Consider the following 23509-nt stretch of genomic DNA (forward strand, 5'->3'; position numbering starts at 1 on the left):
GCGGAGGAGCCGGTCGTGGCGTTCGCCGTGCAACCACTGTTTCCCGATCCGGTCGCATTGCCGGATGTGGGACTCCAGCGCGTCCTGATCGTCGATGATTCGGCGGTTGCGCGTGCGGTGATGGAGCGGCTGATCGCTGCTACCGGTCGGTTCACGGTGGCGGCCAGCGTCAGCACGGCACGGGCAGCATTGGCGTTTCTGGAGCGGGAGCGCGTGGCGTTGGTGCTGCTGGACGTTCAGATGCCCGGTGTCGACGGACTGACTGCGTTGCCCGATCTGATCGTTGCGGGGCAGGGCGCCAAGATCGTGATCGTATCCGGCCAGGCGAGCGAAGGTGCGACAACGACCGTACAGGCGCTGGCACTGGGCGCGGCCGACACGCTGTTCAAACCGGCCAATGGCGAACGGATGACCCGTTTCGGCGAAGCGCTGATCGACAAGCTGGACAACCTCGCCGACGCTCGTCCGGCGCGGCACATCGCAGAGGCTCCGGCCGAATCCGCGTTGCCGCCGCTGCAGCGCACCTTTTCCGGCCGCGACGAATATGACGTCGTGGCGATCGGCGCGTCTACCGGCGGCATCCACGCGCTCAGCCAGTTTCTGCGGGCCTTGCCAGCGGATTTCGTGCTGCCGATCCTGATCACGCAACATCTGCCGGCATCGTTCATGCCGTACTTCGCGGCGCAGCTTGCGGTGCTCAGCGGGCGACCGTGCGATGTCGCGATCGATCGGCTGCGGCTGCGGCCCGGACGTATCGCCGTGGCGCCCGGTGATGCCCACATGCGCTGTGTGGCGCTGGCGGACGGATCGTCGGCGATCCGGCTGGCTACCGATGCGAGCGCCAGCGGCTGCATGCCATCGGTCGATCCGATGTTCGCATCGATGGCGTCGGTGTTCGGCAAGCGCATGCTCGCAGTCGTGCTGAGCGGTATGGGACGCGATGGTGCCGAGGGTGCCCGCCGGGTGCACGAGGCGGGGGGATGCGTCGTGGTGCAGGATCAGGCAAGCTCGGTCGTGTGGGGCATGCCCGGATCGGTGGCGGAGGCGGGATACGCCCATGCCGTGCTGCCCCCCGATGCGATCGGACGGCTTGCCGCGGCGCGGCAGCGGCCATGAACGCTGCATCCTTGCATTCGTCCGTGCAAAGCCAGTCCGTGTCCCAGGTCGCGTTGAACGTCTTCAGCGCGTTGCTGGAAGCGCGCACCGGGCAGCAGATCGCCGCATACCGGTCGTGGCGGATCGATACCGCGCTCAAACCGCTGCTGCGGGATCGTGGGCTCGCGACGCTGGACCAGCTGGTCACGTTATTGCTGGAGGGGCATGATGCCGCCGTGGGCGACCAGATCGTCGACGCTCTGGTGAATCAGGAAACCTCGTTCTTTCGTGATGCGCCGGTATTCGATCTGATCGTGGAGGCGGTCGCCGCCGTCGAAGCGGAGGGGCGTCGGGCACGGATATGGTGTGCGGGCTGTTCGACGGGGCAGGAGCCGTTGTCGCTCGCGATGCTGTTCGCCGAGCGCGCGGAGGGGGGCAAGGCGATGCCGGAGATCGTTGCCACCGATGTGTCGGACGCGGCGACCGCGCGCGCGCGCGCCGGCCGGTACACCCAGTTCGAAATCCAGCGTGGCTTGCCGATCCGCCGCATGATGCGGTGGTTCGACGCCGACGGCAACGACTGGGTCGCCAAGCCCGAACTGGGCAAGCTGATCGCCGTGCGCCGCCACAATCTTGTGGCCGAACGGCCACCGGCGGGGCAGTTCGACGTGATCTTGTGCCGCAACGTCCTGCTGTATCTCTCGGCGCAGATGAAGTCGGACGTATTCGCCCGTTTCGCCGGCGCGATGCGGGGCGGGGGTACGCTGGTGCTGGGCGCGGGGGAGACCGTGATCGGGCAGACGCGGATGTTCGAGCCAAGCCGGCGTCTACGCGGTTTCTACGAACGGGTCCCGGTGCCTGCCGCCGAGCGCGCCGTCGCCTGACGCCTCTTACGCGGCTGCGCCTGCTCGGCTAGGACGGGCGCATGACCTTTCTCGACACGCCCTCGCCGAACTTCGACGAGCGGCTGCTGCCGATCAGCATGATCGTGCTGCACTATACCGGTATGCAGGATGGCCCGTCGGCATTGGCGCGGCTGCGCGATCCGGAGGCCAAGGTCTCGGCGCATTATCTGGTGGAGGAGGACGGCACCGTCTGCCGGCTGGTCGACGAGAGCAAGCGTGCCTGGCACGCCGGACGGTCGCATTGGCGTGAGACGACCGACGTCAATTCCGCCAGCATCGGCATCGAGATCGTCAATCCCGGTCACGAATGGGGCTATCGCCCCTTCACCGATGAACAGATCGACGCGCTGGTGCCGCTGGTCGCCGCGATCAAGAAACGCCACGGTATTACCCGCGGCAACATCGTCGGCCATTCGGATATCGCGCCGACCCGCAAGCGCGATCCGGGCGAGCTGTTCCCCTGGTCGCGGCTCGCCCGATTGCGGCTCGCGCTACCGCGGCCGACGCGTAACCTGATGGACCCGATGTGGACGCAGGGCGGCTTCCTGCTGGCGCTGGAGCGGTTCGGCTATGACGTCGCCGATGCGATGGCGGCGATCGTGGCGTTCCAGCGCCGCTTCCGCCCCGAACTGATCGACGGCGAGATCGATGCCGAATGCCGGATGATCCTGCTCGCGTTGCTGCTTCCCAAGCCGCAAGGCGATGAGTAAGGGGATCGTGTCAGAGGGTCGGGCGGCCGCGGGTGCTTTCGAGCGCGCGAGGAAAGTCCGGGCTCCGCGAAACGACGGTGCCGGGTAACGCCCGGCGGGGGCGACCCCAGGGACAGTGCCACAGAGAGCAGACGGCCGGCCTTCGGGACGGTCACGGTGAAAGGGTGCGGTAAGAGCGCACCGCGCGCCTGGTAACAGGGGCGGCACGGCAAACCCCACCGGGAGCAAAACCGAATAGGGACGGCATATGGGCTTCGTTTCAGCTCGTCGTCCGGGTTGGTTGCTTGAGGCGGCGCGCAAGCGTCGTCCTAGAGGAATGGTCGCCTAATTTCCGCAAGGAAAGGGACAGAACCCGGCTTACAGACCCTCTGGCGTTTCCCCTGCTTACCGGCCAGACTTGCGCGGTTCGCGGGGGATGGATCGACGATGAAGACGGTGATGGCGGCGCTTGCGCTGACGGGTACGCTTGCCGGAATGGCGGGCGCGCAGCAGGCCGGAACGCGAACCGTGCAGCAGGATTTCGAGGCGGCGGCGGCGCTGTCCGCCGGGCCCGATCGGCCTGCCGCGCTGGCGGCGTGGGAAGCGCTGGAAAAGCGTGTCGCCACCAGGCCGCGCAGCCACGCGATCGTCCTCGTCCGGAAGAGCGCGGCGTTGCTGGCGCTGGACCGCAGGGACGAAGCGGTCGCCGCGGCGCGGGCGGGCCTTGCCGGCTTGCCCGCCGCCGAGGCCGCCCTGCGCGAAGACCGGTTCAAGGCGCATCTCAACCTCGCAACGATCTTCCAGTACGCTATCGATTATGCCGGCGCGGTCGTGGCGTTTCAGTCGGCGGAGCAGGAAGCGCAAACGCCCGGGGAGAAATTGGGGGCGTTACGGGGGCTGATCCAGACCGCAACCTTCACCGATCCGGCGGCTGCCGCGGCGGCGGCGGCGCGCGCCGATGCGCTGATCGCGACGGTGAAGGTCGACGCTGCGCTGGCGGCCGACTTCGCCTCCGCCAAGGCGGTGCTGGCGCTCAACCGCGGCGACCTGCCGCGAGCGACTGCGGAGTCGATGACCGCGGTGAAGATGCTCGGGGGTCTGACGAGCAAGACCGATACGCGCGATGTCGCGGCGCGATCGAATGCGGCCATCGCCCTGCTGCTGTCGGGCCGCAAGGAGAGCGCGCGCCGCTACATGGCGATGACCGGCGCGGGACGGGTACCGAGCGGCAGTTTCGACATGGGCGCAGCGATGACCCCGCCGGATTGCGGCGGCGAGGCCGGGTTGAAGCCGGCCGACATGGCGGTCGTGCAGTTTTCCGTCGCCGACGATGGCACGGTGCTGGTCGCCGCGCCGATCTATGCCGCGGGCGGGGGCCGGGTCGCGCTGGCATTCGCACAAGCGGCCAGTCGCTGGTCGTGGTCGGCGGAGCAGGTGAAGGCGATGCCGCCCTTCCTGCGCTACAATGCGCGGGTCGAACTGCGCTGCAACATGGCATTCGAGCGGCCATCCGTCAGCGACGGCCTGATGGCCGATCTGATCGCATGGTCTGCCGCGCGCGGTGCGCCGATCGCCGACGAGCCGGACAATCCCGCCCAGGCACTGCCAGCGCAACGTGCGGCGCTGGCGGCTGCGAAGACGCGGGGCGATCCGGGGGCCTCGCTCCCCGCGCTCGTCGCGTTGATACGATCCCCGGTGGTTTCGGGCGAGGAGACGGCGGCATTGGCCCGGACCGCACTCGCGATCGCGCAGGCAGGCAAAGCGCCCGCCACCGCACAACTGGCGCTCGATCTGGACGCCCGTCTCAGCGGCAGCGCCGATGTGTGGAAGCGCGGGGAATATCGGCGTCTCGTCATGCCGCTGCTGACGCAGGCACCCTATGCGGCCGATCCGCAGGCCCGGGCGGCGATACGACTGCTGCTGGCGGATGCGGAGCGGAGCACGTCGGGCAAGACGGCATCCGCGTTGCTTGACGATGTTGCCGGCGATGCCGCCCTGGCGACGAACGATCCGCTGAAGGTGGGTGCGCTGATCCGGCTGGCGTCGATCGCGCAACAGCGCGGCGACGAGGCGGAAGCCCGGGCCGCGTTTGCCCGGTCGGGGTTGAGCGCCGGTCAATGTGCGCTCATCGACAAACCTCCGCGGATATTGCGTACCGGCGGTACGTTCCCGCAGGAGGCGCTGTCCTGGGGCTTCGAGGGCTGGGCCGAGACGCAATTCGACATCGGCGCGGATGGCAAGGTCGTAAATTCCCGCGCAATCCTGTCCTATCCGCCGTTCATCTTCACGCAGGCGGGGGCGGAGACGGCGAGCACGTCGCTGTTTTCCAGAACGTACCGTCCCGATGGCGGGCTGGCGTGCGGCGCCAGCACGCGGCGGGTGATGTTCAGGATCCCCGACTGACGCGCCGCCGGTTGCGCGCCGCTGCCGAACGCTTATGTGGACGGCGATGGCGCGCATCCCGTCCCGATCGAACGACTGGGGTTTTCCCCGCTGGCGGGGCTACGGCTCCAGCCGCGAGGCGACCACCGTGCGGCTGTGCGACCGCCATGGCTGTGAGGAACCCGGCCGTTGCCCCGCCCCTAAGTCGCCGAACAGTCCCGATCGCTGGTATTTCTGCGAAACGCACGCCGCCGAATACAATCGCGGCTGGAATTATTTCGAGGGCCTGTCGGCGGAAGAGGCCAGTCAGCGCGAAGCGTCCGAAAGCCGGACCGCGTCGGGCTACGCCAACGCAAGCCATTATGCCTGGGGCGGATCGGGCGACGGCAGCCGCTCTCGCGACGAGATGCGCGCGCTGGAGGTGCTGGGGCTGGAGAGCGATGCCGACTTCGACGCGGTGAAGACGGCCTGGCGTCGCATGGCGAAGGAGAACCATCCGGACGTACGCCCCGGCGACGCGGATGCCGCGGTCCGGTTCCAGACGGTGCAGGCGGCCTATGATGTGTTGCGCACTGCAGAGGAACGCCGCGAGTGGCGACCGAGCTGAAGCGCATCCGCAGCGACTGGCAGGGTGCCATTCTGGTCTGCGGAAAATGTTCGAAGAAGATCGACGGCGGCTTCGGCAAGAAGGGACGTACGTCCCTTTCCAGGCTGTTGCGCAAGATCCTGGGGCTGAAGTCGGGACGCAAGGCGTCGCTCGGGGTGGTCGAGACGCGCTGTCTGGGCGTGTGTCCACGCGGCGCCGTGGTTTTGGTCGACAGCCGTCAGCCCGCCGAATGGCTGGTTGTGCCGCGCGGCGCGGATGTGGTCGAACTGGCGGCGCGGCTGCAGCGGGCAAGCCAACCGGTCACCAACGGGTTGTAGGCTCCTCGCGGTGCCACGAGGGCGGACAACGTCGCGTCAGGCGTAGCGCGCCGCAGTCTCGCGGATCAGCGCGATCATGTTCGGTATTCCCTGCGTCCTGTTCGAACTCAGCGCCGTCTTCAGGTCGAACGGGGCCAGCTCACCCTCGATATCCGTTGCCGAGATCGCGCCCGGTTCCCGATCCTGTACGGTCAGCAACACCAGAGCGATGATGCCCTTGGTGATCGCCGCGTTGCTATCCGCGAGGAAGTGCAGGCTGCCGTCGTCCGCGCGGGTCGGATAGACCCAGACCGAAGCCGAGCAGCCGCGGACCAGCGTCGCATCGGTCTTCAGCGCGTCGGGCATCGGTTCCAGTTGCCGTCCCAGATCGATCAACAACCGATAGCGATCGTCGGGTTCGAGAAAGTCGTATTCGTCGCGGACGTCGGCGATGCTGGTCATGGCCGTCGCGGTACAGGCGGGGGCGGGACGGGGCAACCGTCACGCCGCCCGCCAGCCCATCCCGAACGACCTACAGGTCGACACCCGCCGCGATCGCCTCCAGCTTCTTGATGCGTTCCTTCAGGTCGGCGATCTCGATCCGCGAGCCGGCATTGGCGACGTGCGGGACCGGATCCTGTATCTGGTCGAGTTGCTGGTGCTTCAGCGCGAGCCAGCTGCGCCAGCCGGACAGGCCTGCGGTAGTGACCATCGCGACGGCGGCAAGCGACGATAGCGATACGGTCAGGTAGACGTTGGGATCGTACATGGACTGCCTCCTTTCGGCAGGATCAGTTGACGGGCAAACGGTTCGGTGTGGTGCGATCGTCGCGCAGCGCGTCGATTTCCTGCGCCAGATCGACACCGCGATCGGTGACGATGCGTTCGAGGACGCGGACGCGTTCCTCCAGCCGTTCGGTCTGGGCGGCATATTGCGCCGCCTTTTCCGCGACCTTGTTCGCCTCGATCTCCATCCGGCGCTCCTGCAACCGGAACCAGGGGCGCAGGAACACGCCGCCGAAGATCGCAAGCAGCCCGCAGCAGATGCCGAGGATCGGGATCATAATCGGGTTCATCGTCGTGCCTCTCAGTTGGTCTTGTGCCGCAGCTGTTCGATCTCGCGATCCAGCTGGTGGCTGCTGTCGGTAACGATGCGCTCGACGTTGCCGAGGCGATCCTTGATCGAGCCGAGTTCGGCGCGCAGCTGCGCGTTTTCCTGGCTGAGCAGCTTCACCCGCTCCATCGCCTCTTCGTTCTTGCGAGGGTAGACCGCCTGGCCCCAAGCACCGTCCAGCGGATAGCCGTTCTTGACGCGGAGCCAGGTGGTCAGGACCCAGCCGCCGACGCTGCCCAGACCGACCAGAGCCACGACGGGGACGAAAGCTTCGAAGGGAAACATCGCATGCGATCCTTTAACTGACGCGGAGCTGTTCGATCTCGCGATCCAGCCGGTGCGAGCGATCGGTGACGATGCTCTCGATCGTCGCCAGCCGCTCCTGCAACCGGTCGATCTGGCCGACGCGACGGGCGTTTTCGGCATCGAGCAGTTCGATGTCGTGACGCGCCGCCAGATCGGGGGCGGTGATCGCCTGCTTCACCTTGCGGCGGCCGTACCACTGGATCGCCAGCGTGATCAGCGAGCCGAAGATCATCGAGAAGACGTATTCGGGTTCCATCGTGCTGGTCCTTTACCGGTCGCGGAGGGCTTCGATCTCGCGAGCGGTGCGCCCGGCGGGATCGGTGGCGATGCGTTCGAGGACGGCGATCCGCTCCTCCAGATGGCTGACCTGTCCGGTCAGGCGATCGTTCTCGTTGCTCAGCGCCAGCATCTCGCGCTCGCCGTCCGGATCACGCTTGAGCGTTTTCCCCCAGTCGTCGCTCGGCGCGTAGCCGTGGCGGGCACGGATCCAGTTGTTGATGATCCAGCCGACCGTCGAGATCAGGACGAGGGCGATGACGAAAGAGGGTCCATCCCAGTTCATCGTAAGGGTCCTTACCGGTCGCGGAGGGCTTCGATCTCGCGAGCGGTGCGCTCGGCGGGATCGGTGGCGATGCGTTCGAGGACGGCGATGCGTTCCTCCAGACGGCCGACCTGCCCGGTCAGCTTGTCGTTTTCGTTGGTGAGCAGCATGATTTTGCGCTCCGCCGCGATGTCGTCATTGCCGTTCATGCCGCGCCGGCTGCGGCGGCTGCATCCCTTGTTGTCGTCGAGCGGGTAGCCATGCTTGGCTTTGACCCACACGGTGAAGGCGTGGCGAGCGGAGACCGCCCCGACGATGCCGACCGGCACCATCCAACCCATGTCCATCGTCTTTCTCCCTGAAACCCGGCGAGCTCGGCTCAGCGCAGGCTGTCGATTTCCTCGGCCAGCCGGGTGTTGCGGCTGGTATAATGCAGCTCGATGTCGGCGAGCCGGCGATCGATGTCGCGGAACTTGCTGCGCACTTCGGCGGTGGAACGCTTCGGGTTCGATCGCATGCCCTGCCAGAACTTGGCGTCCTCCGGCGTGTCGTACAAACCGTTGGGCTTGGCTTCGGCGACCCAGGCGATGATGAAATAGGCGAGGACGATCCACCATTGCTGCGCGATCACCGTCATGGCGGCGACACCCAGCCGGACCCAGAGCACTTCGACCCCGGTGTAATCGGCGATCCCGGCGCACACGCCCTTCCACTTGCCGTCCTGCGGATCGAGGTAGAATTTGGTACGGGCGGACATCTCAATTCCTCCGGTCGAGCTGATAGGTGGTGGGCTGAGCCGTCAGGCTCGGCTTGAAGTCGGGGTTGTCGGCGGCGACGATCCGCTCGACGGTATTGACGCGTTCCTCGAGGCGGCGGGCGAGATTGAACATCTCGTCGAGCAGCTTCTCGTCCTCGTCGGTGATCTTGGGCGCCTGCTTCCACTTCGTGACGTAGTGGAAGATCAGCCAGGGCAGGCCGATCAGCGCGAGGAAGATCGCCAGAACTCCTTCGAAGTTCATGTCAGCCCTCCCCGCCGGTGCCGCGACCCAGACGCGCCTTCAGCGCGGCCAGTTCGGCGTCGACCTTATCGCCCTGCCGCAACTCGGCGATCTCTTCCTCCAGCGTCTTCGGCACGCCCAGTCCCAGCGCCTCGGCGCGGCCTTCGGCATCGTCGACGCGGCGCTCGAGGATGTCGAAGCGGCTGAACGCCTCGGTCGTCTTCGGGCCCGAATACATCTCGCGCAGGCGATAGCGGTTGTTGGCGCTTTCCAGCCGGTTCTGCACGTTGGACTGCTTCGAACGGGCTTCGGTCAGCTTCTTCTGGAGCTTTGCGATATCCTCTTCCGACGCGCGCAGCGCATCGTCGAGCACGCCGACCTCGATCCGCAGCTGTTCGGCCATGTCGGCCGCCTTCTGCTTCTCGCCCAGCGCCGCTTTGGCCAGGTCCTCGCGGTCCTTGCTCAGCGCCAGTTCGGCCTTTTCCATCCAGTTCGCCTGGAGCTGGTCCAGCTTGTTGATGTGCCGGCGCATTTCCTTCTGATCGGCGATCGTGCGGGCGGCACTGGCGCGGACCTCGACCAGCGTTTCCTCCATCTCGAGGATGATCATCCGGATCATCTTCGCCGGGTCTTCCGCCTTTTCCAGCAGATCGGCGAAGTTGGCTGCGACGATGTCGCGGGTGCGGGAGAAAATGCCCATCGGTGTCGATACTCCTCAAACAATGGCCGGGGCGGGCGAGGGAAATCGGCCGCCCCGGTTTGGGGCTGCTTACGCCGTCAGGCGGGCGGCCTTCACGGTGGCCGTCTGGCTGCCGCCCGTCGCCGGTCCGACTGCTCCGGCGACGCAGGTCGCGCTGAACAGGATGGTGCAGACGAGGGTAGCGAGCTTGCGGCCGATCTCGGAATTGAACATGGAAACCTCCTGAATTCTGAACCCTGAGAACCTTGGGTGACCACCGTGCGGCGGTATGCCAGTAGCATTGCAGGGCGCGTGCCAATTTTGAAATTGGCTAAAAACCGTGGTTTCTGGTGTGTTATTCGCATGAACCACGGATGAACGCTTGCGTAACGTTGGTGTTTTACGCCAGATGTTGGCGATGGAAAGAGCGGCACAGGTCATCGGCCAGTCGGGGGCGTTTCTCGATGCCTTGGAACGGGCCAGTCGCGCGGCGGCGCTCGATCGCCCGGTGCTGGTGATCGGCGAGCGGGGTACAGGCAAGGAGCTGGTCGCTGAGCGCCTCCACCGCCTGTCGCCGCGCTGGGATCAGCCGCTCGTCATCATGAACTGCGCGGCCTTGCCCGAATCGCTGATCGAAGCGGAACTGTTCGGGCACGAGGCGGGTGCCTTCACCGGCGCGACCAAGGCGCGGACGGGCCGGTTCGAGGAGGCGCACGGCGGCACGCTGTTCCTCGACGAACTCGGCACCCTGTCGATGGCGGCGCAGGACCGGCTGCTCCGTGCGGTGGAATATGGCGAGGTGACGCGGATCGGATCGTCGCGGCCGTTGCGCGTCGACGTCCGTATCGTCGCGGCGACCAACGAACATCTGCCCGACAAGGTCGACGCGCATGAATTCCGCGCCGACCTGCTCGATCGTCTGTCATTCGAGGTGGTGACGTTGCCCCCGTTGCGGGCGCGATCGGGCGACATTGCGGTGTTGGCGGATCATTTCGGACGGCGGATGGCATCGGAAATCGGCTGGGATCGCTGGCCGGGTTTCGGCCCTCGGGCGCTGGACCAGTTGCTGACGCATCGTTGGCCGGGCAACGTGCGCGAATTGCGCAATGTCGTCGAGCGGGCGGTCTATCGCTGGGACGGTGACGGTCCGGTCGATGCGATCGAGATCGATCCCTTCGCCTCGCCGTTCCGGCCGACGGGCGGGGCGGGGGGCGGACCGGCCAGACCGAAAGCGGATGCATCGCCCTCGAGCGCCGCGTCCCCGCCGCAACAGCCGGAGGACGACCCCGTCGTCGCGTGCGACACCGGTCCGTCCGACTTCAAATCACGGGTGGCACGGTTCGAACGCGAATTGCTGGCCCGCGCCCTGGCCGAGCATCGCTTCAACCAGCGTTCGACAGCCGAGGCGCTGGGCCTCAGCTACGACCAGTTGCGTCATGCCCTGCGTCGGCATGACCTCATCAATGCCGGTAGCTCATGACGCTTGCGTAACGTGTGGGGAGCGTTAGGCGACGTGTCGCGTTAACGCGGGGACGACATCGTCCCACCTTCATTTAGGAGCCTATTCCATGGCATTCGAACTCCCGCCGCTGCCGTACGCCTATGACGCGCTGGAGCCGGTCATCTCCAAGGAGACGATGACGTTCCACCACGACAAGCATCACGCAGCCTATACCAACAAGCTTAACGAAGGCGTCGCCGCCGATCCCAAGCTGGAAGGCAAGTCGATCGAGGATATCCTCGGCATGATCTCGACGCTGCCGCCGCTGGTCCGCAACAACGGTGGCGGGTTCTGGAACCACGATTTCTTCTGGAAGATCATGGGGCCGAAGGGGTCGACCCAGCCGTCGGGCGCGCTGAAGGATGCGATCGACGCATACGGCGGCCTCGACAAGCTTAAGGACGACTTCAACACCAAGGGCGCGGGTCAGTTCGGCTCGGGCTGGGCATGGGTCATCAAGGATTCGAGCGGCGCGCTGAAGGTCACCTCGACGCCGAACCAGGACAATCCCCTGATGGACGACGCCAAGGAGCCGGGTACGCCGATCCTGGGTAACGACGTGTGGGAGCACGCCTATTACCTGACGTACATGAACGATCGCCCCGGCTATCTGAAGGCGTGGTGGGACGTCGTGAACTGGGACGAAGCCGGCAAGCGTTTCGACGCCGCCTGAAACTGTCGTATTCCTCCCTCGCTTCAGCGGGGGAGGACTATCGTCCGGTCACTCGACCGGCACGTCCGCCGCGACCTCATCCCCCGTGCTCAATCCGTGCCGCAACAGCATGGGAATGTTGGCGAATGCGAACAGCAGGGTCAGCGGGATCGCGCCCCACAGCTTGAACCCGACCCAGAAATCCCAGTTCGTCGTCCGCCACACCGTCTCGTTGAGCGCAGCCATGAACAGGAAGAACAGCGCCCAGTTGCGCGTCAGCTTGCGCCAGCCGTCTGCGGTCAGGCCCGGATACGCGGTGCCGAGCAACCCTTGCAGCAGAGGTCGCCCGGTCAGCAATCCAAACCCCAGCACGGCGGCGAACATGCCATAGACGAAGCTCGGCTTCATCTGAATGAACCTGGGGTCGTGAAAATACACCGTCAGCCCCCCGAACACAACAACGAACCCCCCCGATATCCAAAGCATCGGCGATATGTGGCCGAGCCGCGTCTTGGATACGATCATCGCCGCGACCGTCGCGATGACGAAGGTGGTCGTCGCGACGATCACCTTGGCGATCACCAGCGCGCCCGCGCGGTCCAAGTCTGAAAGGAAGCCGGTGCTCGCCCCGACCAGCCGCATCGCAAGCGTGGCAGGAAACAGGAAATTGACCGCAAAGAACACGAGCAGCGGGCCGTATTCCACGCCCATCCGCAAACCGGGGGAGGGCGCGCGCGACGCCGTCACTTCCGCCCTCCCGCCTCGACGCCCGCGATGATCCGCGCCACCTCGTTCGCATCGAACGGCCGCAGGTCGGTCATGCCTTCGCCGACCCCGATAGCATGGATGGGCAACCCGTATTTCTCCGCCGCCGCGACCAGGACGCCGCCGCGCGCGGTGCCGTCGAGCTTGGTCATCACGAGGCCGGTGACACCCGCCACCTCCTTGAACACCTCGATCTGCGACAGCGCATTCTGGCCGGTAGTCGCATCCAGCACCAGCACCACGTCATGCGGGCTGGCGGGGTTGATCCGCCCGAGCACGCGGCGGATCTTGGCGAGTTCGTCCATCAGTTCGCGCTTGTTCTGCAAGCGGCCGGCGGTGTCGACGATCAGCACGTCGATGCCGGTCTCGGTCGCCTTCTTGACCGCGTCCCACACCACGCCGGCGGCATCGCCGCCCTCCGGCCCGGTGACGATCGGCACGCCGACGCGGTCTGCCCAGGTCCGCAACTGGCCGATCGCCGCGGCGCGGAACGTGTCGCCCGCCGCCAGCATGACGCCATAGTCCTGCTCCATCAGCAGATGCGCCAGCTTGGCGATCGTCGTCGTCTTGCCCGACCCGTTGACGCCGATCACCAGGATCACCTGCGGTCGCGGAAAGGCGTTGACCTCTAGAGGGGTTGCGACGCGTTCCAGAGCCTTCTCGACCTCTTCGGCGACGACCAGCCGGATGCCGAGTTCCTCCATGTTTCGCTCGAACGTTCCCTCGGCCAGTCGGGTACGGATCTTGCCGGCGGTGTCGGGGCCGAGGTCGGACGCGATCAGCGCTTCCTCGATCTCGTCGAGCGTCTCTTCGTCGAGCCGCGCACCACCAAGGCCGGCAAGGTTGCCGACGAGACGGTCGGAGGTCTTCTTGAAGCCGCCGAGCAGCCGTTCGTGCCAGGTGGGGATGGTGCTCATACCGATGTTCCGATGAGATGAGTGTCTGTCGCAGCCGTGACGCGGACCCTGACGATGTCGCCCGGTTCCGCGGGCGAGGGGAGGCGCACCTCCGCGAAAGTGCCGGCATGACCGCGGTCGCCGGGCCGTTCCAGCAGCACATCGTGCAAGCTCCCGACCTGCTTCGCCAGCCACGTCGCCCTACGGGCCGCCGCCGCCTCGCGCAGCCGCTCCGCCCGCGCCCGGATCGTGCCGGCATCGACCTGCGGCATCCGTGCCGCCGGCGTACCCGCCCGCGCCGAATAGGGAAAGATATGCGCGTGGACGATATCCGCATCGGCGATCAGCGCCAGCGTGTCCGCCGCCATCGCATCGTCCTCGGTCGGAAAACCCGCGATCAGGTCTGCGCCGATCGCGATCTCCGGCCGCGCCGCCTGCAACCGCTGCACCGCCTCGACCGCCTGCGCCCGGCTGTGTCGCCGCTTCATCCGCTTCAGGATGATGTCGTTGCCCGCCTGGAACGACAGATGCAGATGCGGCATCACCCGCGCCTCGCCGGTCACGATCTCGAACAGCCGCTCGTCGATCTCGATCGAATCGAGCGACGACAGCCGCAGCCGTCGCAACGCCGGCACATGGCGCAGGATGCGTTCGACCAGCAGCCCCAGCGTCGGCGCGCCCGGCAGGTCATGGCCATAACTGGTCAGGTCGACGCCGGTCAGCACCACCTCGGCATGGCCCGCATCGACCAGCCCCGCGATCCGGTCGACCACCGCGCCCGCCGGCACCGACCGGCTCGGCCCGCGTCCGAACGGGATCGCGCAAAACGTACAGCGATGGTCGCAGCCGTTCTGCACCTCGACGAACGCGCGCGCATGCCCGCCGAAACTCGCGGCCAGATGCGGTGCCGTCTCGCGCAACTGCATGATGTCGCCGACGACGACCGCCTCTGCGCTCGCCCATACGGCAGGGGACAGCTTCTCGCCGTTGCCGATCACCCGGTCGACCTCGGGCATCGCCGCAAAGCCCTGCGGATCGATCTGCGCGGCGCAGCCGGTGACAACCAGCTCCGCCCCCGGCCGATCGCGCCGCGCCCGCCGGATCGCGCTGCGGGTCGCCTTCACCGCGGCATTGGTCACCGCACAGGAATTGACCACGACGGTGTCCCGCCCCGCGATCAGCGTGCGGATCGTTTCGCTCTCGGCGATGTTGAGACGGCAGCCGAGGGAAATCACCTCTGGCGCGGGAGCATGCATGAAGCGCGATCTAATCGACGGAAACCGCCAAGTCCATGACATGGCGGCGGAGGTGCTCGACTTCTGGTTCGCGATGACCACTGAGCAGCATTTCGACAAGGACGATGCGCTCGACCGGACGATCACCGACCGCTTCGCAGACCTTCGCAACGGCATCCTGCGCGGCCGGGCAGAGGGCTGGCGTGATGATCCCGACGCATTGCTGGCGGCGATCATCGTCCTCGACCAGTTTTCCCGCAACATCCATCGCGGCGCGCCCGACGCCTTCGCCGCCGACGGCCTCGCGCTGGAGCTGACGCGGTCCGCAATCGAACGCGGCTGGGACGAACGCTACCCGCCCGACCGCCGCGTCTTCCTCTACATGCCGCTGATGCACGCCGAGGACATGGCGATGCAGGACCTGTCCGTCGCCAAATTCGAAGCCCTAGGCATCCCCGAAAACCTCGCCTTCGCCCGCGACCACCGCGAAGTCATCGCCGACCACGGCCGCTTCCCGAGCCGCAACGCGGCGCTGGGTCGCACGTGCACGGCGGCGGAAGAGGCGTATCTCGCCCGACCGGATGCCGGTTTGGTAAGGCAGGGCCGATAAGGCGTTCGCCCAGAGGTGCAGTGATAAGAAGGCGTATTCGGGCAGAGGCGCAGAGAATAAGTGAGCAATGACCTACCCCCCCCGTCTCCCCGACGAAGGTCCGGACCCATGGACCCCCTACGGTTGCGGTAATCCCTATCCTCGACCCGATCGAGGCCATGGGTCCCGGCGGTCGCCGGGATGACGGCGGATACGCGGCGACGGAGCAACGCACCTTAAGCGCACCCCCTCGGCGACCTCTGCGCCTCTGCGCGCAAACTCTTCATCTTCTCTTCTCTCCGCGTCTCCGCGTGAACAACGCTTCTCCAAACCCGAACCTTGCCTTTCCCCCCGAACCAAGGTAAGCACCGCACACGTTCCACCACGGAATGCGATCGATGGCGCGCCCACGGGTGCACGCTGGCCGGCGAGGTTTCGCCCGCCGGCGTCTTTTGCGTTGCGGGTATGATGAGGGTCTTGAGGCGATGTTCGACAGTCTGAGCGACCGGCTTGGCGGCGTATTCGACCGCCTTCGCGGCCGTGGCGCGCTGACCGAAGCCGACGTGCGGACGGCGATGCGCGAAGTGCGCGTCGCGCTGCTGGAGGCGGACGTGGCGCTGCCGGTGGCACGCAGCTTCGTCGACAAGGTCACCGAACAGGCGGTCGGCCAGAACGTCCTGCGCTCGGTCACGCCGGGGCAACAGGTCGTCAAGATCGTCAACGACGCGCTGGTGGAAATGCTCGGCGCCGACGAATCCGAACTCGAACTGTCGGTCACGCCGCCGGCCGTCGTAATGATGGTCGGCCTGCAAGGCTCGGGCAAGACGACGACGACCGCAAAGATCGCCAGGCGGCTGACCTCGGGTGTCGGCGGCCGCGAGCGCAAGAAGGTGCTGATGGCGTCGCTCGACGTCAATCGCCCCAACGCGCAGGAACAGCTCGCCACGCTGGGGACGCAGATCGACGTCGCGACGCTGCCGATCGTCGCCGGCCAGCAGCCGGTCGAAATCGCCCGCCGCGCGCTCCAGGCCGCGAAGCTCCAGGGCTATGACGTCCTGATGCTCGACACCGCCGGTCGTCTCCACGTCGATCAGGCGCTGATGGACGAGATGAAGGCGGTGGCCGAGATCGCGGTGCCGCAGGAAATCCTGCTCGTCGTCGATGCGCTGACCGGGCAGGACGCGGTCAACGTCGCGCAGAACTTCTCCGATCAGGTGCCGCTGACCGGCGTCGTGCTGACCCGCATGGACGGCGATGCCCGCGGCGGCGCGGCGCTGTCGATGCGTGCGGTCACCGGCAAGCCGATCAAGTTTGCCGGTGTGGGCGAAAAGCTCGACGCGCTCGAAGCCTTCCACCCCAGCCGCGTCGCCGGCCGCATCCTCGGCATGGGCGACGTCGTCAGCCTCGTCGAGCGCGCGGCGGAATCGATCCAGCAGGAAGACGCCGAGCGGATGACCGCGCGGCTCGCCAAGGGTCAGTTCGACATGAACGACCTGCGCAGCCAGCTCGCTCAGATGCGCCGCATGGGCGGCCTTGGCGCGCTCGCCGGCATGATGCCCGGCATGAAGAAGGCGCAAGGCGCGCTCGCCACCGCAGGCGGCGACAAGATGCTGATTCACATGGACGCGATGATCGGTTCAATGACCGTGAAGGAGCGTGCCAAGCCCGAACTCATCAACGCCAAGCGCAAGATCCGCATCGCCAAAGGCTCCGGCACCACGGTGCAGGAGGTCAACAAGGTCCTGAAGATGCATCAGGAAATGTCCACCGCCATGAAGAAGATCAAGAAGATGGGCGGGCTGAAGGGCATGATGGCGATGCTGGGGAAGGGCGGCATGGGCGGTCTCGGCAACGCCCTCGGCGGTGCGGGGCTCGGCGACATGATGGACAAGGCCGGTGGTGGGCTGCCCAAGGGTCTGCCCGGCCTCGGCGGCGGTCAGGACGGCATGCCCAAGCTGCCGCCCGGCTTCGAAAATCTTCTCAAGAAAAAGTAATCATTCAACTCAACTGATTTAGAACGAAGGAATATCACATGGCTCTCAGCATTCGTCTGTCGCGTGGCGGCTCCAAGAAGCGTCCCTATTACCGCATCGTCGTTGCCGATGCGCGCAGCCCCCGCGACGGCAAATTCATCGAGAAGATCGGCAACTACAACCCGCTGCTCGCCAAGGATTCGGAAAGCCGCGTCGTGCTCGATGCCGAGCGTGCGAAGTATTGGCTGTCGAACGGCGCGCAGCCGACCGACCGCGTCGCCCGCTTCCTCGACGTCGCCGGCGTCCGTGAGCGCGCGGCTCGCACCAACCCGAACAAGGGCAAGCCGGGCGAGAAGGCCACCGAGCGCGCCGAAGAGCGGGCCGAGAAGCTGAAGGCGCAGGAAGAGGCCGCTGCGGCCGCCGCCGCCGCTCCGGCTGCCGCTGAGGAGGCTCCGGCCGACGACGCCACCACCGAGACGACCGAGGCGTAAGCATCGGAACCGGCCATGATGCGTTGACCTCCTCGTTCTTAAGGAGTTGACGCATCATGGCCATCGAACCCGATCCCCGCACCGCGCCCGACGATCTCGCGGACGGTGCCACCAGCGACGCCATTAACGAAGGCGTTTCAAACACCGAGCCCGCGGAAGGTGACGACGATGCCCCAACAGGAGGCGACGGATCGCCCGAACAAGCCGGCGGCTGAACCCAGCGTCACGCTGGCCGTGGTGATCGGTGCGCATGGCATCCACGGCCAAGTGCGGCTGAAGGTCTTCGCCGAGGATTTCGGCAGCTACAAGAGCTTCAACCAAGGCGCACTGACGCTGAAGGCGTCGCAGGCCGGCAACAACGGCACGATTGCGCGTTTCGCCGAGATAGCCGACCGCAACGCCGCCGAGGCGATGCGCGGCACCGAACTCACCGTCCCACGGTCGGCGTTGCCACTGCTCGGCGAGGGCGAATATTACCACGCCGATCTGATGGGGTTACCGGTGGTATCTACCACGGCGGAAGAGCTTGGCCGCGTGGTGCTGATCGAGAATTTCGGCGCCGGTGACGTGCTTGAGATCGAGCGGCCGAACGGCAAGCGTTTCATGATCCCGATGAACGCCGACGCGGTGCCCGAATGGAGCGCCGAACGGCTAGTGGTGAACGCCGACTTCGTCGAGTGACGTGAGGTACTCCCAACTTGCCACCCCGAGAAAGCCGGGATCCATGGAGGCACCTGGGGCGTGTAACGCGGATCATCGCCGACCGTGCGTATCCATGTCCATGGGTTCCGGCGTTCGCCGTGATGACGGAAAGGGGCGCACCTTACCGCCGGATCGGCCGCCGCTCGCTCAGCAGGTTCCGGATCGTCGTCGCCGCGACGCCGGCTTCGCCCATCGCGTGGCTGATCTGGTCTAGCCCCTTCACCACATCTCCCGCCGCGAACAGGCCCGGCACGGTGGTCCGCTGGTGATCGTCCACTTCCAGACACCCCTCGTCGCTCGCCCGCGCACCCGCCGCGACCGCCAGATGCGAGCGGATGCGTGATCCCAGCGCCGGGTAGACGCTGTGGAACCGCATCCGCCCGCGCGCCGTATCCAGAGCCAGCAGGTCGCCTTCGATTGCCCAGCCGCCGCATGGTCCCTGCACCCGCACGATGCCGGCCTCGTCCAGCTTGGCGGCGCAGGCGTCATCCAGTAGATGCTCCGCCTCGGGCGAGATGAGTGTCACGTCCCGCGTATAGCCGCGCAGGAACAGCGCCTCGCGCGTCCCGTGATCGCCAGTGCCGACCACCCCTACGCGCTTGTCGGTCACCTCGTATCCGTCGCAGATCGGGCAATAGCGGATCATTCCGCGCTCCAGCGCCGGATCGTGCACCTCGGGAAGGATGTTCGGCCGATGGTTGACCACACCGGTCGCCAGCAGCACCGTCCGCGCCGCATAGCTGCCGGTGTCGGTGACGATGCGGAAATCCTCTCCGTCGCGCTCGATCGCCGTGACCCGCTTTTCCTCACGACGCGCACCATACTTCTCCGCCTGCGCCAGCATCAGTCCCAGCAGCGCCTTGCCGCCGATCCCCTCGGGATAGCCGGCATGATTGTGCGTGCACGGGATCATCGCCGCCCGGCTCAATCCGCTGTCGAACAACCGGATCGACAGGTGGAAACGCGCCAGGTAGATCGCCGCGGTCAGCCCCGCCGGCCCCGCGCCGACGATGATGCAATCGTCCATCAGCCTTGCACCCGATCAAGCATGTATATACATCCCGTGTATACGGAGATACGTCATGGGTAACGAATATCGCGCTAAGGTGTTCAAGTCAGGTAATTCCGTCGCGCTGCGGCTACCGAAAGCGCTTGGCATCGCCGATGGCGCCGAGATGGTCCTGCGCGAGGAGGCGGGAAAGTTCACGTTCGAACCCGCGCCGGTCGAGCGCAAGAGAATCGACCTGACCGGGATCTACGGTTCCTGTCCGGGTTTGAAGCCTCTCTCACGCGATGAGCGGATGATGGAGCCACGGGAACTGGACTGGGAGGGGAAGCTCCTGCGTCGTGACTGAGCCGCGTTACCTGCTCGATTCGAACATCTGTATCTACGTGTTGGAAGGTCTTTCGGACGTCGCCCGGGCGCGTGTCGAGGCGTGCGCCCCCGGTGAGATCGCCGCGTCCTCCATCACGTATGCGGAGGTCTTGCGGGGGGTCGACCCCTCGAATGCGCGAGCTATGGCGGCGACGAAGGCGTTCTTCACAGTGTGCAGGGTGCTGCCATTCGGAGATGCGGCGGCTGAAGTCTATCCGCGTGTTCCGTTCAGGCGCGGGCGCTTCGACCGGCTGATCGGTGCGCACGCCATTGCTCTGGGCCTGATCGTCGTCACCAATAACGAAAGCGACTTCGACGACATCCCCGGCCTGTCCGTCGAGAACTGGACCCGATGACCTTCACTGCCACCATCCTGACGCTCTACCCCGAGATGTTTCCCGGCCCGCTCGGCGCGTCGCTCGCCGGACGTGCGCTGCGGGAGGGCGGCTGGGCGTGCGACCCCGTGCAGATCCGCGACTTCGCCACCGACCGGCACCGCTCGGTCGACGACACGCCTGCGGGTGGCGGCGCCGGCATGGTGCTGCGCGCCGACGTGCTCGCCGCCGCCGTCGACAGCGTCGCCGACGACCGCCCGATCCTCGCGATGACGCCGCGCGGTCGGCCGCTCACCCAGGCCCGAGTCCGCGAGATCGCCGCCGGCCCCGGCGCGATCGTCCTCTGTGGCCGGTTTGAGGGGTTCGACGAGCGCATCTTCGAAGGGCGCGATATCGAGGAGGTGTCGATCGGCGACTACATCCTGTCCGGCGGAGAGATGGGGGCGCTCGTCCTGCTCGATGCTTGCATTCGGTTGCTGCCCGGCGTAATGGGCGCGGCTTCAAGCGGTGTGGACGAGAGCTTCGAAACGGGGCTGCTCGAATATCCGCAATATACCCGACCATATGAATGGGAAGGGCGCACGATCCCCGAAGTGCTGCGATCGGGGGATCATGCGAGGATCGCGGCCTGGCGCAAGTCGATGGCCGAGACCGATACACGGCTACGGAGGCCGGACCTGTGGGAGCGCCATGACGGCGCTCGGGTCAAGCCTCCCTCTGGCGCGCGGCGAACGAAGGACTGAAGTTTATGAACATCATCCAGCAGCTCGAAGCCGAGCAGATCGAAAAGCTGACCGCCAAGCGCGCGATCCCCGAATTCCGTCCCGGCGATACGCTGAAGGTCGGCGTGAAGGTCGTCGAAGGCGAGCGCACCCGCGTCCAGAACTACGAAGGCGTGTGCATCGCGCGTTCGAACAAGGGCATGGGCTCGTCGTTCACCGTTCGCAAGATCAGCTTCGGCGAGGGCGTCGAGCGCGTCTTCCCGCTGTACTCGCCGAACATCGATTCGATCGACGTGGTCCGCAAGGGCGCCGTCCGTCGCGCCAAGCTGTACTATCTGCGTGGTCGCACCGGTAAGTCGGCGCGTATCGCCGAGCGCCGCGACACGCGTCCGGCCAAGGGCACCGTCGCCGCGGAGTAATCCCGGCCGGTCTTCGGATACAAGGAAGGGCGCGGAGGATGACCTCCGCGCCCTTTTTGATGTGGTCGCGGATCAGGTATTGGCAGCGCTGGTCCGGATATTGCCGTTGACACCCGCCGGGAAGAAGCCACCGGACGTGACTGCTGCGCGGTTCTGGTACACCACGTTCAGCACCTGCGGCGCGGTTCGGCCAAGCGCCAAACCATTGGTGTCCGCCGGCACGAAGTTGGCGGTCGTCGCATTGCCGATGTCCTGATCGGTGTCACCAGCGCCATCCAGCGTATCGCGCGTGTCGCTGATTTTGGTGATGTTGCCGTAGATCGCCGATCGCGTCAGCCCCTTCGACCACAATGTGCTGCGGATCGCGGCGTCATGGTAGCATTCAGTGGCGAGAATACCGGCCGATGCTTCCAGAAACGTCTTGTTCGTGATCAGCCGTGCCGAGCCGCGATAGGCTGTGACCCCGACATCGGTCAGCAGATAAGCGCCGACGAGGAAGTTCTCGTCATTGGCATAGGGATCGAACGTCTCGGTTGCGCCGATCACGCCTGCAGCGCGCGCTGCCGCCGTAAACGCACCGGTGGCATCTCCCGCGATGTTGATGGCGGGCTGTGCCACCGCGGCGCTGCCCAGCGACGTGCGGAGGAAACGGATATGCGCGGTTTCGTCAAAAGCGATTTCGCGCGCATAATCTGCGACGACGGGATCGGTGAAGTTCACTTGACGACCGCCGGTAACCGCGCCTTGCGTGCCGGCGCCCGTGGTCAGGTCGGCGCGGACCGGCTGTCCGAACGCCGCCTGGTTGTAATAGGCACCTTCGAGATATTCGAGGCTAAGCGCGAAGTTGAGGATGTCCACATCGACGTTTGCGGACGGGGTGGGGGTAGGGGTTGGCGTAGGGAACGGCGTTGATTGCTCGTCGTCGTCGTCACAGGCGGACAACAACGTCAGGCCGCCTGCCATCGCGGCAGCGCCGCCACACAAGCGGATGAAACGGCGTCGGGCGGCGCGGGCGTGGCCGGCGCTTTCCATCATGTCGAGGATCGTGGTCTGGTCGGTCATAACGGGTCTCTCCCTGGTTCGGTATCGTCAGGCGGCGGTCGTGCGGAGCGTGCCGTTGACGCCGTTGGGGAAGAAGCCGCCCGACGAAGCGGACGTGCCGGCGGTCAGATAGACGATGTTGAGCACCTGCGCGGGCGTCCGGCTGAAGGCGATGCCGTTGGCGTCGGTCGGCGCGATGTTGCTGACTTGGACGTTGACGGTGGTGCCGCCGGTATTAACGTAAGGCACGGTTTGCGTGGCAACGCCCTGGTCGAGATCCGCAGGGCCATCGAGCGTGTCACGGGCGTTGGAGATCGACTCCGAAGCCGTGCGCAGGGTCGATGCACCGATACCCTTGGCGTAAAGCGCGTTGCGGATCAGCCCGGCATGGAACGCCTCCACCGCCAGAATGCCGGCGGCGGCATCTAGGTAGGTGTTGTTGGTGATCAGCGGCGATGCGCCCTTGTAGGCGGTAACGCCGACATCCTCAAAGATGAACGCGCCGAGCAGGAAATTCTCGTCGTTGGCATAGGGATCGAAGGTCGCTCCGGCGCCGATCAGACCGGCAGCGCGGGCGGCATTCGAAAAGGCGGTGTTGGGGCCGACGCCGATGTCGATCGCCGGCTGTGCGACGGCGCTGGTGCCGAGCGCGTTGCGCAGGAAGGCGACATGCGCCACCTCGTCCGCTGCGATCTCCCGTGCATATTGGCGTACGACGGGATCGGTGAAGGTCACCTGACGCCCGCCATTGACGGATCCCTGCGTGCCGCTGCCGGTGAGCAGGTTGGAGGCAAGGCCGGTGCCGTTGGCCGCGTAAGCGTAGAATTGCGCTTCGAGATATTCGAGGTTCAGCGCGAAGTTGAGGATATCCGCATCCGACGGCGCGGTCTGCGCAGCGGCGTCCAGTGGAATGGAAAGCGTCGCACCGATAGCGGCGGCACCGATCGCGGTCTTGAAAAAAGCCCGACGGTCTTCACGGCGCCGGACGCGCGCGTCCATCGTATGGATCAGCTGATCTGACTCCATCATCGTTCGTAACCTCCCTGACATTCGGCAAGGGTCCAACAGGCGTGGCGGCCCTGATCCCTGAGAACGTTACGTTCATCACGATGAAAGGATGCCCGATACAGCAAATAAATGACGTATTTATAGGATGTTACGGGTATGATGCTACGAAGTTGTTGATGTGTGTTCGGGATTG

At 66.1% G+C, this 23509-nt stretch carries 34 protein-coding genes and 1 other RNA gene; 18 read left to right on the forward strand and 17 right to left on the reverse strand.

Going from position 1 to position 23509, the window contains the following annotated elements; genetic code table 11:
* Window positions 1-36 precede the first annotated feature (36 nt).
* The 7 genes from cheB (at window position 37) to LRA87_RS06230 (ending at window position 5995) form a co-directional block, all read left to right on the forward strand.
* Window positions 37-1116, forward strand: a complete 1080-nt coding sequence (gene cheB, locus LRA87_RS06200) for a chemotaxis-specific protein-glutamate methyltransferase CheB (protein ID WP_443024856.1) — start codon at window positions 37-39, stop codon at window positions 1114-1116.
* Window positions 1113-1979, forward strand: a complete 867-nt coding sequence (locus LRA87_RS06205) for a CheR family methyltransferase (protein ID WP_443024843.1) — start codon at window positions 1113-1115, stop codon at window positions 1977-1979. Before cheB ends, LRA87_RS06205 begins: the two co-directional genes overlap by 4 nt.
* A gap of 41 nt (window positions 1980-2020) precedes the next feature.
* Window positions 2021-2710 (forward strand): N-acetylmuramoyl-L-alanine amidase, encoded by a 690-nt coding sequence (locus LRA87_RS06210; RefSeq protein ID WP_230630146.1) that lies wholly within the window; start codon window positions 2021-2023, stop codon window positions 2708-2710.
* Window positions 2711-2720: 10 nt separating this feature from the next.
* Window positions 2721-3086, forward strand: an RNA gene (gene rnpB / locus LRA87_RS06215) — RNase P RNA component class A.
* 50 nt (window positions 3087-3136) lie between these two features.
* Entirely contained in the window at window positions 3137-5092 is a 1956-nt protein-coding gene (locus LRA87_RS06220; protein ID WP_230630148.1) for a hypothetical protein, read from the forward strand.
* A gap of 46 nt (window positions 5093-5138) precedes the next feature.
* Window positions 5139-5678 carry a J domain-containing protein gene (locus LRA87_RS06225; RefSeq protein ID WP_230630150.1) on the forward strand — a complete coding sequence of 180 codons (540 nt, stop codon included), beginning with the start codon at window positions 5139-5141 and terminating at the stop codon, window positions 5676-5678.
* Entirely contained in the window at window positions 5663-5995 is a 333-nt protein-coding gene (locus LRA87_RS06230) for a (2Fe-2S) ferredoxin domain-containing protein (protein ID WP_230630152.1), read from the forward strand. Before LRA87_RS06225 ends, LRA87_RS06230 begins: the two co-directional genes overlap by 16 nt.
* A gap of 36 nt (window positions 5996-6031) precedes the next feature.
* Here the strand turns inward: LRA87_RS06230 and LRA87_RS06235 are convergent, their stop codons facing one another.
* The 11 genes from LRA87_RS06235 to LRA87_RS06285 all read right to left on the reverse strand — a co-directional run bounded on the left by LRA87_RS06235 (window position 6032) and on the right by LRA87_RS06285 (window position 9846).
* Window positions 6032-6436, reverse strand: coding sequence for a SufE family protein (locus LRA87_RS06235; RefSeq protein WP_230630154.1), 405 nt, complete (start codon window positions 6434-6436; stop codon window positions 6032-6034).
* Window positions 6437-6506: 70 nt separating this feature from the next.
* Complete coding sequence (locus LRA87_RS06240; RefSeq protein ID WP_230630156.1) at window positions 6507-6743, reverse strand: hypothetical protein; 237 nt, start codon at window positions 6741-6743, stop codon at window positions 6507-6509.
* A 22-nt stretch (window positions 6744-6765) separates the two neighbouring features.
* Window positions 6766-7050, reverse strand: coding sequence for a hypothetical protein (locus LRA87_RS06245; RefSeq protein ID WP_230630158.1), 285 nt, complete (start codon window positions 7048-7050; stop codon window positions 6766-6768).
* 11 nt (window positions 7051-7061) lie between these two features.
* A complete protein-coding gene (locus LRA87_RS06250; protein ID WP_230630160.1) occupies window positions 7062-7373 on the reverse strand; it encodes a hypothetical protein in 312 nt (103 codons plus the stop codon).
* A gap of 13 nt (window positions 7374-7386) precedes the next feature.
* Window positions 7387-7650 (reverse strand): hypothetical protein, encoded by a 264-nt coding sequence (locus LRA87_RS06255; RefSeq protein ID WP_230630162.1) that lies wholly within the window; start codon window positions 7648-7650, stop codon window positions 7387-7389.
* Between the two features lie 12 nt (window positions 7651-7662).
* Window positions 7663-7956: a hypothetical protein gene (locus LRA87_RS06260; RefSeq protein ID WP_230630164.1), complete on the reverse strand. Its 294-nt coding sequence runs from the start codon at window positions 7954-7956 to the stop codon at window positions 7663-7665.
* Between the two features lie 11 nt (window positions 7957-7967).
* Window positions 7968-8276, reverse strand: a complete 309-nt coding sequence (locus tag LRA87_RS06265) for a hypothetical protein (protein WP_443024857.1) — start codon at window positions 8274-8276, stop codon at window positions 7968-7970.
* Window positions 8277-8314: 38 nt separating this feature from the next.
* Window positions 8315-8692, reverse strand: a complete 378-nt coding sequence (gene pspC, locus LRA87_RS06270) for an envelope stress response membrane protein PspC (protein WP_230630168.1) — start codon at window positions 8690-8692, stop codon at window positions 8315-8317.
* Window position 8693: 1 nt separating this feature from the next.
* A complete protein-coding gene (gene pspB, locus LRA87_RS06275) occupies window positions 8694-8954 on the reverse strand; it encodes an envelope stress response membrane protein PspB (RefSeq protein ID WP_230630170.1) in 261 nt (86 codons plus the stop codon).
* A gap of 1 nt (window position 8955) precedes the next feature.
* Window positions 8956-9633, reverse strand: coding sequence for a phage shock protein PspA (pspA, locus tag LRA87_RS06280; RefSeq protein WP_230630172.1), 678 nt, complete (start codon window positions 9631-9633; stop codon window positions 8956-8958).
* Between the two features lie 69 nt (window positions 9634-9702).
* Entirely contained in the window at window positions 9703-9846 is a 144-nt protein-coding gene (locus tag LRA87_RS06285) for a hypothetical protein (protein WP_230630174.1), read from the reverse strand.
* Window positions 9847-10030: 184 nt separating this feature from the next.
* On the opposite strand from LRA87_RS06285, the gene pspF reads away from it, so the two are divergent.
* A complete protein-coding gene (gene pspF, locus LRA87_RS06290) occupies window positions 10031-11092 on the forward strand; it encodes a phage shock protein operon transcriptional activator (RefSeq protein ID WP_230630176.1) in 1062 nt (353 codons plus the stop codon).
* Between the two features lie 88 nt (window positions 11093-11180).
* On the forward strand, window positions 11181-11786 hold the full coding sequence (locus tag LRA87_RS06295) for a superoxide dismutase (protein ID WP_230630178.1): 606 nt from the start codon (window positions 11181-11183) through the stop codon (window positions 11784-11786).
* 48 nt (window positions 11787-11834) lie between these two features.
* Here the strand turns inward: LRA87_RS06295 and LRA87_RS06300 are convergent, their stop codons facing one another.
* Genes LRA87_RS06300 through mtaB form a run of 3 tightly spaced genes read right to left on the reverse strand, consistent with a single transcriptional unit; the run spans window position 11835 to window position 14682 of the window.
* Complete coding sequence (locus tag LRA87_RS06300; RefSeq protein WP_230631167.1) at window positions 11835-12476, reverse strand: inner membrane-spanning protein YciB; 642 nt, start codon at window positions 12474-12476, stop codon at window positions 11835-11837.
* Window positions 12477-12508: 32 nt separating this feature from the next.
* The gene (gene ftsY / locus LRA87_RS06305; RefSeq protein ID WP_230630180.1) at window positions 12509-13447 is read right to left on the reverse strand and encodes a signal recognition particle-docking protein FtsY; all 939 of its coding nucleotides are present in this window, start codon (window positions 13445-13447) and stop codon (window positions 12509-12511) included.
* Complete coding sequence (mtaB, locus tag LRA87_RS06310) at window positions 13444-14682, reverse strand: tRNA (N(6)-L-threonylcarbamoyladenosine(37)-C(2))-methylthiotransferase MtaB (RefSeq protein WP_230630181.1); 1239 nt, start codon at window positions 14680-14682, stop codon at window positions 13444-13446. The genes ftsY and mtaB overlap by 4 nt, the downstream gene beginning before the upstream one ends.
* Here mtaB and LRA87_RS06315 point away from each other — a divergent pair.
* From LRA87_RS06315 to rimM, 5 genes are all read left to right on the forward strand, one after another.
* The gene (locus LRA87_RS06315) at window positions 14681-15271 is read left to right on the forward strand and encodes a DUF924 family protein (protein WP_230630183.1); all 591 of its coding nucleotides are present in this window, start codon (window positions 14681-14683) and stop codon (window positions 15269-15271) included. The two genes, mtaB and LRA87_RS06315, sit on opposite strands and share 2 nt — an antisense overlap.
* A gap of 464 nt (window positions 15272-15735) precedes the next feature.
* Window positions 15736-17244 carry a signal recognition particle protein gene (gene ffh, locus LRA87_RS06320; protein WP_230630185.1) on the forward strand — a complete coding sequence of 503 codons (1509 nt, stop codon included), beginning with the start codon at window positions 15736-15738 and terminating at the stop codon, window positions 17242-17244.
* Window positions 17245-17282: 38 nt separating this feature from the next.
* Window positions 17283-17714 (forward strand): 30S ribosomal protein S16, encoded by a 432-nt coding sequence (gene rpsP / locus LRA87_RS06325; protein ID WP_230630187.1) that lies wholly within the window; start codon window positions 17283-17285, stop codon window positions 17712-17714.
* Window positions 17715-17770: 56 nt separating this feature from the next.
* The gene (locus LRA87_RS06330; protein WP_230630189.1) at window positions 17771-17929 is read left to right on the forward strand and encodes a hypothetical protein; all 159 of its coding nucleotides are present in this window, start codon (window positions 17771-17773) and stop codon (window positions 17927-17929) included.
* Complete coding sequence (gene rimM, locus LRA87_RS06335) at window positions 17883-18395, forward strand: ribosome maturation factor RimM (protein WP_230630191.1); 513 nt, start codon at window positions 17883-17885, stop codon at window positions 18393-18395. Before LRA87_RS06330 ends, rimM begins: the two co-directional genes overlap by 47 nt.
* Window positions 18396-18537: 142 nt before the next feature.
* Here the strand turns inward: rimM and LRA87_RS06340 are convergent, their stop codons facing one another.
* A complete protein-coding gene (locus tag LRA87_RS06340) occupies window positions 18538-19443 on the reverse strand; it encodes an NAD(P)/FAD-dependent oxidoreductase (protein ID WP_230630193.1) in 906 nt (301 codons plus the stop codon).
* 55 nt (window positions 19444-19498) lie between these two features.
* On the opposite strand from LRA87_RS06340, the gene LRA87_RS06345 reads away from it, so the two are divergent.
* Genes LRA87_RS06345 through rplS form a run of 4 tightly spaced genes read left to right on the forward strand, consistent with a single transcriptional unit; the run spans window position 19499 to window position 21267 of the window.
* Window positions 19499-19771 (forward strand): AbrB/MazE/SpoVT family DNA-binding domain-containing protein, encoded by a 273-nt coding sequence (locus LRA87_RS06345; protein ID WP_230630194.1) that lies wholly within the window; start codon window positions 19499-19501, stop codon window positions 19769-19771.
* Window positions 19764-20147, forward strand: a complete 384-nt coding sequence (locus LRA87_RS18355; protein WP_268934834.1) for a type II toxin-antitoxin system VapC family toxin — start codon at window positions 19764-19766, stop codon at window positions 20145-20147. The genes LRA87_RS06345 and LRA87_RS18355 overlap by 8 nt, the downstream gene beginning before the upstream one ends.
* The gene (gene trmD, locus LRA87_RS06360; protein WP_230630196.1) at window positions 20144-20869 is read left to right on the forward strand and encodes a tRNA (guanosine(37)-N1)-methyltransferase TrmD; all 726 of its coding nucleotides are present in this window, start codon (window positions 20144-20146) and stop codon (window positions 20867-20869) included. Before LRA87_RS18355 ends, trmD begins: the two co-directional genes overlap by 4 nt.
* Before the next feature lie 5 nt (window positions 20870-20874).
* Window positions 20875-21267 (forward strand): 50S ribosomal protein L19, encoded by a 393-nt coding sequence (rplS, locus tag LRA87_RS06365; RefSeq protein ID WP_230630198.1) that lies wholly within the window; start codon window positions 20875-20877, stop codon window positions 21265-21267.
* Between the two features lie 72 nt (window positions 21268-21339).
* On the opposite strand, the gene LRA87_RS06370 is transcribed toward rplS, so the two are convergent.
* Together LRA87_RS06370 and LRA87_RS06375 are read right to left on the reverse strand one after the other, a co-directional pair.
* Entirely contained in the window at window positions 21340-22329 is a 990-nt protein-coding gene (locus LRA87_RS06370) for a ferritin-like domain-containing protein (RefSeq protein ID WP_230630200.1), read from the reverse strand.
* Window positions 22330-22356: 27 nt separating this feature from the next.
* Window positions 22357-23337 (reverse strand): ferritin-like domain-containing protein, encoded by a 981-nt coding sequence (locus tag LRA87_RS06375; RefSeq protein WP_230630202.1) that lies wholly within the window; start codon window positions 23335-23337, stop codon window positions 22357-22359.
* Between the last annotated feature and the right edge of the window lie 172 nt (window positions 23338-23509).

It is taken from the genome of Sphingomonas sp. Leaf37 (assembly GCF_920939475.1).
Lineage (GTDB): Bacteria > Pseudomonadota > Alphaproteobacteria > Sphingomonadales > Sphingomonadaceae > Sphingomonas.